At 48.0% G+C, this 12,333-nt stretch carries 9 protein-coding genes; 8 read left to right on the top strand and 1 reads right to left on the bottom strand.

Annotated elements, in window-relative coordinates; translation table 11 throughout:
* Positions 1-456: a hypothetical protein gene (locus tag ACZYR9_RS11315; protein ID WP_488978596.1), complete on the top strand. Its 456-nt coding sequence runs from the start codon at positions 1-3 to the stop codon at positions 454-456.
* 200 nt (positions 457-656) lie between these two features.
* On the opposite strand, the gene ACZYR9_RS11310 is transcribed toward ACZYR9_RS11315, so the two are convergent.
* Positions 657-2,363 carry a methyl-accepting chemotaxis protein gene (locus ACZYR9_RS11310; protein WP_488978595.1) on the bottom strand — a complete coding sequence of 569 codons (1,707 nt, stop codon included), beginning with the start codon at positions 2,361-2,363 and terminating at the stop codon, positions 657-659.
* A 358-nt stretch (positions 2,364-2,721) separates the two neighbouring features.
* Here ACZYR9_RS11310 and ACZYR9_RS11305 point away from each other — a divergent pair, with 358 nt between their 5' ends.
* From ACZYR9_RS11305 to ACZYR9_RS11275, 7 genes are all read left to right on the top strand, one after another.
* Positions 2,722-4,188 (top strand): alpha-amylase, encoded by a 1,467-nt coding sequence (locus ACZYR9_RS11305; protein WP_488978594.1) that lies wholly within the window; start codon positions 2,722-2,724, stop codon positions 4,186-4,188.
* A gap of 216 nt (positions 4,189-4,404) precedes the next feature.
* Positions 4,405-6,288 carry a sigma-54-dependent Fis family transcriptional regulator gene (locus tag ACZYR9_RS11300; protein WP_488978593.1) on the top strand — a complete coding sequence of 628 codons (1,884 nt, stop codon included), beginning with the start codon at positions 4,405-4,407 and terminating at the stop codon, positions 6,286-6,288.
* Positions 6,289-6,638: 350 nt separating this feature from the next.
* Positions 6,639-7,649, top strand: coding sequence for a TRAP transporter substrate-binding protein (locus tag ACZYR9_RS11295; protein WP_488978592.1), 1,011 nt, complete (start codon positions 6,639-6,641; stop codon positions 7,647-7,649).
* Between the two features lie 80 nt (positions 7,650-7,729).
* Positions 7,730-8,251 carry a TRAP transporter small permease gene (locus ACZYR9_RS11290; RefSeq protein ID WP_488978591.1) on the top strand — a complete coding sequence of 174 codons (522 nt, stop codon included), beginning with the start codon at positions 7,730-7,732 and terminating at the stop codon, positions 8,249-8,251.
* A 3-nt stretch (positions 8,252-8,254) separates the two neighbouring features.
* A complete protein-coding gene (locus ACZYR9_RS11285) occupies positions 8,255-9,529 on the top strand; it encodes a TRAP transporter large permease (RefSeq protein ID WP_488978590.1) in 1,275 nt (424 codons plus the stop codon).
* Between the two features lie 75 nt (positions 9,530-9,604).
* The gene (locus ACZYR9_RS11280; protein ID WP_488978589.1) at positions 9,605-10,876 is read left to right on the top strand and encodes a nickel pincer cofactor-dependent isomerase, group 22; all 1,272 of its coding nucleotides are present in this window, start codon (positions 9,605-9,607) and stop codon (positions 10,874-10,876) included.
* A gap of 12 nt (positions 10,877-10,888) precedes the next feature.
* Positions 10,889-12,310, top strand: a complete 1,422-nt coding sequence (locus ACZYR9_RS11275) for an aldehyde dehydrogenase family protein (protein WP_488978588.1) — start codon at positions 10,889-10,891, stop codon at positions 12,308-12,310.
* Positions 12,311-12,333: the final 23 nt, after the last annotated feature.

Raw genomic sequence — 12,333 nt, 5'->3', positions numbered from 1 at the left:
GTGACGAAGGCCGGATCCATTGTTTTTCAATTAAATTCCAGTGACTTTGAAACCAAGGGCAAAACGGACCGTTTAATGACATTTTATAAACAACTGCTCAGAACCCGCCGTCTGTCGCGATTCTGCAAGGAGGCTTTTATTGAAAAGGCCGACCGGCAGCTCAACGGGTTGGAGGAGCAGTACACCCAGCTTCATAGCTATATTAACTCCAAAGGGATAGACTATATCCTCGAGGCTATCCGGGAAAAGGAAACAAGACCATCCCCTCCAATGATCGATGAGGCAGAAATAAATAAGGCTGTCCAGCTCATCATTCAAGCGCTTATGAAGGGGATTCAAAACGAACTGCGCTTCCCCGACCCCGATCCCGATGCCGACTCCACCGAAGCTTCCCATATACCGGAGCCGCTTCCTAAGCCTCAGCCGGATTTAGTCAAGTTAATGGCCTTGCTGTAAATGCTGCAGCTAAAAATTCAGGCTTGCCGCCAACCTCCTTTCCGCCGGCGGCAAGCTTCTTAGACGCTATCTCATACCGATGGATAAGGGCTTCCTGCCGCCTTAGCTGCGAGGGAGCTCCCCCCTGCCCCAGGCCTGTACACGAAGTACCTATGTACCGCCATGCCGTGTTCGTGTTTACAGGTCCGGCTTTGGCATCATTATGATAAAGTAAACCGGTCCAAAGCGGCCGATAGTTCCTCGGCCAATTGGGACAGGGACCGGGCGGAGCCGGCGACCTCCTCCATGGCCGCGAGCTGCTCCTGACTCGCCGCACTGGTTTGCTGAACGCCTGCCGCTCCCTCCTGGGAAATTCCGCTAACCCGCTGCATGGCCGCTGCGATTTCTCGCGACTCTTGTGAAACCCTCACGACCTGTTCCTCAACCTCATGAACTTTTTTCGTTACGTCGGTGACGGCTGCCTCGATCATCCCAAATGCGATGGAGGCTTGTTGGCTTCGGTCTACTCCATGGCTTACCCGATCGGCTCCTCGCGCCATCGATTCAACCGCTTGCTCCGTCTGTGATCGTATGGTCTCGATGATCCCGGCAATCCGGCTGGAGGATTGAGCGGCTGCATCCGCAAGCTTGCGGATTTCCCCGGCCACGACGGCAAAGCCTTTACCCGACTCCCCAGCCCGAGCCGCTTCTATGGAAGCATTAAGGGACAGAAGGTTCGTTTGTCCGGCAATATCGTTGATTGCCGTGATGATCGTCCCGATTTCATTTGAATGTGAGCTTAAAGCGGTAATGATTCCTTGCGTTTCCCGGACATTTTGATCAATTTCCTTCATTTGCCCAAGAACGGATTCAATCGCCTGAACGCCCGTTTGGGTCGCTGCCGCCGCTTCTTGTGACAGCCGGTTCACTTCGCTTCCGTTTCGTTCGACCATCACGATACTTTTGGCCATATGCGCTACCGACTCCGACGCTTGCACAATATGTTTAACCTGCTCATCAAACCCGGTTGCCATTTGATTTGTAGCGGATGCAATTTGCTCCGACGCGCGGGTCGTGTGCTCGGCACTCGCAAGGAGCTCTTCGCTCGATGCCGATAGGGTAAGGGCGCTATCGTTCACTTTCAAAACCAAGGACTTCAAGCCTTCCATCATGACATTAAAAGATTGGGTGAGCTGTCCGATCTCATCTTTGGACCGGTACGTTCCTTTCACCGTCATATCCCCCGCCTCCGCTTTAGCCATAAAGCTCTGCAGGGCCTGGAGCGGCGCTACAATCGTACGGGAAATATAGTGGCCTGCCCCGAGTAAGATCGACAAGCCAACAGCAATGACAACGATAATGAACTGATTCGCCTTTCTTGCCGCCTCTTCACTGGCCATATGACTCGCATCCGCATCGTTTTGAAGCTGGTCGGAAAGTAAGGTCAAGCCTCCGTTCAGTTGGTCGACCATCGTAATGATATTTAGATATAAAGCATACGCTTCCTGCTCTTTGTTTTGCACGGCAAGGTCAACCACTTTCCCATAGGCTGCCTGATAATCTCCATATATTTTTTTGTAGGCCAGCCACTCTTGGGTTTCAGACTCATTGAAAGAAGTCAATTGATCCATATTTTGTTGCAGCGCTTCGTTCCTGGCTGCGCGATCAGCGATGTTTTTCTTTAAAACGGCATCCCTGTTACCGTCGGACGACAGAATCATCTCCAGCATAAAGGCCTGCAGCGCCCGATTATTGGTGCGCAGCTGGTTGACCCAAGCGACGGAAAGAAGATTTTCCTTATACATACGGTCAGAATTTTCCGCTAGCCGCTGGGAGTTAACATATCCTGTTAGTCCTATAACCAACATCAAAATAAATGCTATGGCTGTTAATAGAAAAATTTTCATGCGCACTTTCATATTTTTCATGCACGTTTGCCCCCATCATTTGTTCAGCAAATTATTTCTTCTAAATCCTTTTACCTGTAAAATAAAAGTCCCAATTGAGTATAATGTTGTTTCTATATAAAAAGAAGTAGTGTAATTAATGTGCGTTAGTATCTTAAAAGATACTAACGATGGCGATCCCGCTAAGATCATGCCGGAATAGTTAGCGCAACAGTAATTTTCATGACTTTATATCGTACTGGCGGGCTGATTTCTGCATAGGTTTCTGACATTATAATTCATTTCCCTTCATTTTGACCTATAGAAGGTTTAAGCTGGAAGACCCATGGGGTAATCAATCTTAGACTGGTCACTTATTTTGAGAGGGGAAATACAAACCATGAGCCGCAATCATACCATGATGCAATTTTTTGAATGGCATGTAGAAGCAGATGGAACGCTTTGGAATCGTCTGAAAGAGTTAGCTCCGGAGCTGAAAGAAAGAGGCATCGATTCGGTGTGGATTCCCCCTGTTACCAAAGGTCAATCCGCTGAGGATACAGGGTATGGCGTATACGATCTTTATGATTTGGGTGAATTCGACCAAAAGGGAACGGTTCGCACCAAATACGGAACGAAACAGGAACTATTGGATGCGATTGCGGCCTGTCATCAGCATGGACTTGCCGTATATGTGGATGTTGTCATGAATCATAAAGCGGGAGCCGACGAGAAGGAGACCTTTCAGGTTATCGAGGTGGATGCACAAAATCGAACCGAAGAAATTTCAGAACCCTTTGATATTGAAGGCTGGACTAAATTTACATTCCCCGGCCGCGGGGAGCAGCATTCCTCTTTCCAATGGAACTTTGAACATTTTAACGGGACGGATTATGATGAACGAGAGGGTCGAACCGGCATTTTTCGAATTGTCGGCGACCATAAAGCCTGGAATGAGAATGTAGATGATGAATTCGGAAATTACGACTATTTAATGTTTGCCAATATCGATTATAACCATACGGAAGTCAAGGAAGAGATGATAAGATGGGGCAAGTGGCTTGCCGATACGCTGAAGTGCAACGGATTCCGTCTGGATGCCATAAAACATATTAACCATCAATTTATTAACGATTTTGCAACAGAAATGATCCGGGAGCGCGGAGAAGACTTTTATATTGTAGGAGAGTTTTGGAACCCGGATCTTGCGGCCTGCCGGCAATTTTTGGATACGGTCGATTACAAGATCGATTTATTTGATGTGTCGCTTCATTACAAATTACATGCCGCATCAACAGCCGGAAGCGAGTTTGATCTCACTACGATATTTGAAGACACCTTAGTGAATTCGCACCCGATGAACGCCGTGACGTTCGTCGACAACCATGATTCGCAGCCTAATGAATCTCTGGAGTCCTGGATAGACGATTGGTTTAAGCAAATCGCCTATGCTCTGATCCTTCTTCGCCAAGACGGTTATCCCGTTGTCTTTTACGGCGATTATTACGGTATTGGCGGCGAGGAGCCGATTGAAGGAAAAAAAGCGGCCATCGATCCCCTTCTTTACGCCCGCTCCCATAAAGCGTATGGGAAACAAGAAGACTATTTCGATCACCCGAATACGATCGGGTGGGTTCGGCGCGGCGTGACGGAGATCGAGCGCTCCGGCTGTGCTGTTGTCATTTCGAACAGCGTTGAAGGAGACAAACGCATGTTTGTCGGAGAAGAACGGGCGGGAGAAGTATGGGTCGACCTGACCAATACCAGAGCAGATCGGATTACGATCGAAGAGGACGGTTTTGCCACCTTCCCGGTCAACGGAGGAAGCGTATCGGTATGGGCGCTTCCTGACGCGGATGTCGAATAAAATAAATCACTTATAAGCTGAAAGACTAAGCCTTTGCAAATAAAGGGCTTAGTCTTTTAGTTATGTTTTCATTTTTTGTGCTGATGAACCACTGATCCGGGGCTCCTTTTTCCGCCCATTGTCATACGGCCGCTAATTTTCAATGTTGAAACCTTGTACGTGTTGGGATACAATGAGTGTACTAAAATGCAACACGTTGTATCCGGAGGTCCTCCCATGTGTAAAATCTTAGTAATAGCGCCTTATCAAGGATTAAAAGAATTGTTTTTGGAAGTCAATGAGGACCTGCGTAAACATATTCACGTTGAAATCGGCGATTTATACAAAGGCTTGGCCATTGCCAAAGAATATGAAGATCAGGGATTTGACGTGATTATCAGTAGGGGAGCTACAGCCAACTTGCTTCAGGAGCATTGTCAGCTTCCTGTCGTCGATGTAAAAATTTCAGGCTATGATATTTTGCGTACGCTTACGCTGATCAAGGGCTACCCCGAAAAAATCGCAGTCATGAGCTATCAGAATACCATTCAAGGCGCCGATGAAGTAGGAAAGCTGCTCGAAATGGATCTCACCTTCTTCCCGATCAGTACAGAGATGGAGATTGAAGACCAGATCCGAGCGGCCATAGAGCAAAATATCCAAGTCATTATCGGAGACCGGATATCCACGTATACCGCATCCCAATTTGGTCTCAAGGCGATTTTGATTACCTCCGGAAGAGAATCGGTGGAAGAAGCGTTAAAGGAAGCCGAGAAGGTAGCTTACTACACGACCAAAGAGAGGACACTTCGTCAATTATACGAATCGATTGTACAGGAGTACCCTGACGGGATTTTGGTTACCAATCAGCAAGGCGAGATTGAGGTATTGAACGACAAGGCGGAAAAGCTGCTGGATCTTACGAAAGATCAAGCCACAGCACAAAAGCTTCATGGGATTCATCCTGCACTGAATGCTCCCTATGATGCGCTTAGCAGGCCCGCTGCCAGGGAAATTATCGAAGTGAACGGGGAAACCGTCGTTTTGAACAAAATGCCTTTAGCCGTTCAGACAAACCACCCAAGCGAGCTGACGATTCTTCAGACGGTAAGCGACATCCAGGAAGCGGAGAGTCTGGTTCGTCAAAAGCAATCGCTTAAAAGCTCAAGGGCGACCAAGCATTTTAATCACCTCGTTGCCATTTCTCCGGCTATGAAGCAGGTCATCCGCACGGCCAAGCAATTTTCCAAATCAAACACGCCTCTGTTGATCTACGGTGAACCGGGCACAGGAAAGCATAGTCTGGCCCAGGCGATCCACAATGAAAGCGGGCGAAGAAGCCAGCCTTTTCTCTTTATTAATTGTGAGGCCTTTTATGAAAAAAACATGGAGTTTGAGCTGCTGGGAGATCATCTGGAGCAGGTGCCGGGGATCTTTGAGCTTGCCCATGGCGGAACGGTATTTATCGATGCCATTGGCAAATTGTCTCACTCACTGCAGGCCAAGCTGATTAACGTCTTGTTGGAGAAGAAGGTTGCCCGTTTAAACGGCGGAAAAACGACCCCTGTCGACGTCCGAATCATTGCAGCCCATTCCGAATCCCTGCACGAGCTCGTGGAAGCAGGCCGCTTCCGTGAAGATTTGTATCATCTTCTACATGGGGGGACCATCGTTATTGCTCCTTTAAGGGAACGCAGAGAAGATATTCGGGAATTGGTGCTTTGGTTTATCGTATCGGCCAATCCGAAATTCGGCAAACAAATTGTCGGCTGCCGCGAAGAGGTTATGGAGAGATTAACCCAGGCTTCATGGCCGGGGAATGTATTGGAATTAAAGCTTATGGTGGAAAGAATGTGCGTATTTACTTCCGGCCCTTTTATCGAACTGAAGGAAGTGCTGCCTTTTTTAGAGGAAATGGATATGAACGCAAACGACCAGCCTCAAGTTCAAGGTATTGATATTGCCGGCAAAACACTGGAACAATTGGAGAAAGAAATTATTTCCAAGGTTCTGGAGGAAGAACAGTATAATCAAACGTCGGTAGCCAAACGGCTGGGCATTAATCGTTCGACGTTATGGCGTAAAATCAAGGAAATTGAAAAAAACGGCACCCAAGATTAACCGCCCTGCATAGGGAATCCGATTTGAAAACATGTCACTTCAACCGTCAGGCAGGTGAATCTCCCCTGTAAACGGGGAGAGTGGCATTTTTCATTTCACTCCATGTTGCGTTATTACACAAACAACAAACAAAATCTGGTTTCATCCTGTCTCATTCCAATTGGAAAACATTTCATTGGTTAAATATGTCTTTAAAGTGTTTTAATTTGAAAAACTTTTAACTTCAAAAATTAAAATGTTTGATTTTACATCACTTTTTATAAAAATAGGTATTGTAATATTCAACATTTTCGTGTATTTTTATTAGTGAAAACGATTTCTTCAAACACCAAGTATCAGGGGGTACACAAATGAAAAAACTAGTTCCTGTTTTGACACTTGCAGCTGTTCTAACATTGACAGCTTGCGGCGGCGGCGGCGGATCCCAGGGCTCTGCAGACGGAGAAGCGAAGAAGGTTTCTTTGAAAATCGGCCATACGCTTGCGGATACGTCCCACTACCAAAAAGGGATGGAGAAGTTCAAAGAATTGGTTGAGCAAAAATCGAACGGTGAAGTTACACTGCAAATCTTCCCGAACGGATCTCTTGGCGGGGAGCGCGACATGATCGAAGGCTTGAATGTAGGCAGCCTCGATATGGTATTGACTTCCACTGCACCGATGAACGGCTTCGTTCCGGAAATTAGCGTCGTTGATTTGCCTTTCTTGTTCCGTGATGCCGACCATGCACACAAAGTGTTGGATGGCGAAGTAGGACAAGAACTGCGTCAGAAGGTCGAGACCAAATTATCGAGCGTCAAGACGCTGGCCTGGTGGGAGAACGGATTCCGTAATGTAACAAATAAAAACGCTGCCATTAACAAGCCTGAAGATCTGAAAGGCATCAAAATCCGGATCCAGGAAAATCCGATTCACAGCGATACCTTTAAGGCCTTTGGCGCCCAACCGACTCCAATGTCCTTTACCGAGCTGTTTACCGCGCTTCAGCAAGGTGTAATCGATGCGCAGGAAAATCCGGTTCCGGTTATTTACACCTCCCGTTTCAATGAAGTTCAAAAGCACCTGACCATGACGCGCCATTTCTACTCTCCGTCGCTTTTGATGGTTTCCAAAAACACATTTAACAGCCTGACTCCAGAGCAGCAGAAAGCGCTTAGCGAAGCCGCTGTGGAAGCAGGAAACTACGAGCGTCAAGTAGTACAAGACATGGAGAAGCAATACCTCACAGAGTTGGCTCAAAAAGGTATGACGATTAACGAAAAGCCGGACATTCAGCCTTTTGTAGATGCCGTGAAGCCGGTATATGACAAATATCAGCCGCAGTTCGGTGATTTAATCAAAAAAATTCAGGATGTAAAATAAGCTATAAAGAGAGCCACCGTGGCGGATGAGATTCTCATCCGCCATTCACCATCCCACAGATAAGGACAGGATGTGAAAGTATGACTACGATCATTAAATATATAGACGGATTGAATAAGCTGTTGCGCTACCTGTGCGCGCTGCTGTTGGCCGTGATGTCGGTTGCCGTCGTATTCCAGGTCGTCATTCGCTTTGCCGGTAAATATATTGATGTTGAAATGCCCGACTGGTCGGAGGAGCTGGCACGTTACTGCATGATCTGGCTTGTGTTTTTGGGTACGGCCTTGGCGGTTCGTTACAGCGCATTAATCGGCGTGGAAGCCATTGTTGAACGCTTGAATTCAACCTTGAAGCGGATTGTCCGCGTTCTGGTTACAGTGATTACCATGATTTTCTTTTTTATTCTCGTCTATTACGGATTCGAGATGCTGGGTCATGTTTCGGCGCAAGAATCCCCAAGCCTGCGTATCCCGATGTCGATTCCTTATGCGGCACTTCCGATTAGCGGAATATTCATGCTCATCAACGCAATCGCTGTATTGCTGGAAACCATTGCGGGAAAAGACGGACAACAAAAAGAAGTATTTTCGGGGAGTGAATAACGTATGGCGCTGATTATGCTTGTTTCTTTATTGATTTTACTGCTGCTCAGCGTGCCTGTAGCACTGTCATTAGGACTTGCTTCTACGATCGCTGTTCTTAGCGACGGCAACATGCCTTTGCTTGTTCTGGTTCAGCGGATGTTTGCGGCATTGGACGTTTTTCCGCTAATGGCTATCCCTTTCTTTATTTTAGCCGGCTCTCTTATGGAAACCGGCGGAATCTCACGTCGATTGGTCAACCTGGCTAACTCCCTCGTTGGGGGCATGACGGGCGGTCTGGCGGTTGTAACCGTCGTAACGGCCATGTTCTTCTCCGCCATTTCCGGTTCCAGTGCGGCTACGACGGCAGCCATCGGGTCGATTCTGATTCCGGCCATGGTGCAGCGCGGCTACGATATCCGGTTTGCTTCCGCTACTCAAGCGGTATCCGGTGAATTAGGGGTTATCATTCCTCCTTCTATTCCAATGATTCTGTTTGGTATTTCCGCAGGTGTATCCATTGGCGATTTGTTCTTGGCCGGTTTTATACCCGGGATTATGATTTCGTTCTCCCTGATCCTCACCTGCTGGTTTATTGCCAAGCGTAAGGGCTATAAAGGAAAATCGGGAATCACCATGGCGATGAAAGTCCAAGCCTTCAAAGAAGCTTTGCTCGCACTTCTTATGCCTGTCATCATTCTCGGGGGAATTTACGGCGGATTGTTTACACCGACGGAAGCGTCCGTTGTCGCCGTTGCCTATGCGTTTATCGTAGGAGTATTTATTTATAAGGAAGTTAAATGGAAGGATCTTGTGAATATCTTCGCCAAGTCGTCCATTACGACTGCGATCATCATGGTCATCATTGCCAATGCCGGTATGTTCGGATGGATATTGACCCGTGAACAGATCCCTCAGCAAATCGGAGACTTTTTCACATCCATCTCCGACAGCCCGATCGTTTTCTTGTTCTTGATCAACTTATTGCTTTGGTTCGTGGGTATGTTCTTTGAAACTTCGGCTGCGATCATCATCCTGGCTCCGCTATTAACGCCTGTAGCAGTTGCGCTCGGCATCGATCCTGTTCACTTCGGTATGATCATGATCGTCAACCTGGCTATGGGAATGGTTACTCCTCCTGTCGGCGTAAATCTGTTTGTCGCTTGTCAGATTGCGGGTATTCGGCTGGACCAAATTATAAGGCCGTTGGTTCCTTTCTTAGTGGTGCTTGTCGTGGATATATTAATCCTTACCTATATTCCAAAAATTTCACTATTCTTACCTGAACTGTTTAAATAAGTGCATTGTCTTTCTTTTTTATAAAGAGTATAAAGAGAAACAAACTATTCGGATTAGAGAGGTGCTGTTTAAACCATGCAGCTTCCAAAATGGGTTAAAATTAAGCAGCGATTCACCGGACCTGTTGTAACTGATATTGATGCGGCTATCGCGCAGGAATTCGCAAAAGTCAGCCTGGCTGAGCAAATCAAGCCGGGACAACGGATTGCGATTACTGTGGGCAGCCGGGGGATTGCCAATATCGCGATCATCGTGAAGGCGGCGGTTCAAGAGCTAAGCAAGCTGGGAGCAGTCCCCTTCATCATTCCTACGATGGGCAGTCACGGCGGTGCGACAGCTGAGGGACAGATCGAAGTGCTGGAAAGCCTGGGTGTTACGGAGGCTTTCTGCGGCGCGCCTATTCTGTCTTCCATGGAAGTGGTTCAGGTAGGTGAAACTCCCCAAGGGATGCCGGTCTATGTAGATAAACACGCTGTAGAAGCCGACGGCGTCCTGCTCATGGGAAGAATCAAGGTGCATACCGATTTCAAATCGCCGATCGGCATTGAGAGCGGACTGATGAAAATGGCGGCGATCGGCATGGGCAAGCACAAGCAAGCTCTGCTGATCCACAGCTACGGAGTGCATGGCATTCGTGACATCATGCCTGAGGTCGCCAAGGTGATGCTCGAGAAGGTAAATATTGTTTGCGGCGTGGGCATTGTGGAGAATGCTTTTGAACAAACCGCGATCATCGAGGCGATCCCGACACCGCTGATTCAGCAGCGCGAAAAAGAGCTTCTGCAGCAATCGGCCGCTTTAATGCCCAAGCTGCCTGTAGAAGATATCGATGTGCTTGTCGTTGATGAAATTGGAAAAAATTACAGCGGTACCGGGATGGATACGAACATTATCGGGCGTATCCGGATTCTGGGCGTTACTGAGCCCACCAGTCCGCGTATCAAATATATCGTCGCGAGCGATGTCAGCGAGGAATCGCATGGGAATGCGCTGGGTATCGGACTTGCGGATCTAACCACCAAACGTCTTTTTAACCAAATTGATTTTCAAAAGATGAATGAAAATGTCATCACAAGTACGTTCTTGACCCGGGCGGCCGTGCCGATTGTGCTCGACAACGACCGGGAAGCCTTAAAAACCGCTCTTCGCTCCAATTGGGGCGTAGAACCGGAGCAGGCGAGAATCATCCGTATTCCCAACACGCTTCATTTGGAATATTTATACGTTTCGGAATCGCTTTTGCCGGAAATTCTCAAACAGCCTCACATCGAGGTGCTGGGGCAACCGGAAGAGATGAGCTTCGATTCGACGGGTTATTTTTCCAAATCAGATTTCAGTCATTCCTAAGGAGGAGAAAACATGGAAACTTACGGTCATTACATTAACGGAACCTGGATTCAAGATGAAAATCACTTTACGGTATACGACAAGTACACGGGTGAAGCAATTGCCAACGTAGGAAAGGCATCGAAAGAAACGGTGAATAAAGCGGTTGAGAATGCGCTCGAAACGTTCCGTTCTCGTAAGCTGAGCCCGACCGAGCGGTATGACATCTTGATGAAAGCCGTCAGCATCATTCAAGAGCGTAAGCAGGAATTGGCGCTCGTGATGGTGCGCGAAGTAGGGAAAGTATTGAAGGACGCGCTGGCGGAAATCGACAGAGGAACCCAAACGCTTATCGCTTCAGCCGAGGAAGCCAAGCGCATTGCAGGCACAGGCATTCCTTTGGGCCAGCCGGGCAATGACCAGAAAATGGCCTTCAGCATTCGGGTCCCGGTAGGCGTGGTCTGCGCGATTACTCCGTTTAACTTCCCGTTCAACTTGACTGTCCACAAAGTAGGACCAGCCATTGCAGCGGGAAATACCATCGTATTGAAGCCAGCAGAAATGACGCCTATCATCGCTTGCAAATTAGCTGAAATCTTGACGGAAGCCGGACTTCCTGCAGGTTATTTAAATGTAGTTAACGGTCTGGGCTCTGAGATGGGTCAGTATTTGCTGGAAGATGAGCGCATCGCGATGTATACCTTCACGGGAAGCCCGGGTGTAGGACGTCATATCAAGAGTGCTACAGGAATTCGCAAAGTAACCTTGGAGCTTGGCAACAACTCCCCTAACATCGTGCATAAGGACGCTCCTGATCTGCAAAGAGCAGCCGAGCTTTGCGTGACACGCGGCTATTCCAATGCTGGTCAAGCTTGCATCTCGGTTCAGCGTGTCTATGTTCACCAAGACGTATTTAACGAGTTTGTAGACAAAGCCATCCAGGTTGCCCAAAAGCTGAAGGTTGGTAATCCGAATGATCCTACGACCGATATCGGTCCGATGATTGCCGAGAAGGAAGCGGTTCGTGCGGAATCCTGGATTAAGGAAGCCGTGGAGCAAGGCGCGAAGATCGCTTTTGGCGGTACACGCGAGGGGGCTGTCCTGCAGCCTACCATCTTAATAAACACCACCCCGGACATGAAAGTCATGTGCCAAGAAGTGTTCGCACCTGTTATCAGTATTGTGCCTTATGAGGACATCGACGATGCATTCCGTCAGGTTAACGATTCCCGCTTCGGTCTTCAGGCCGGATTTTTCACCAACGATCTTCAATTGGCGATGCGCGCGGCTCACGAACTGGAGTTCGGCGGTGTCATCATCAACGATGTTTCCACTTACCGCGCCGATGTTATGCCTTACGGCGGCGTGAAGGATAGCGGAACCGGAAAAGAAGGGCCTCATCATGCGGTTCAAGAAATGACCGATGAGAAAATCGTCGTTATTCATATGCAATAATTAGCGAGGGTTAGGATTACATT

Source organism: Paenibacillus sp. F024, assembly GCF_057814255.1.
The sequence above is the reverse complement of the archived record's forward strand: the minus strand, read 5'-3'. Positions and strand labels throughout refer to the sequence as shown.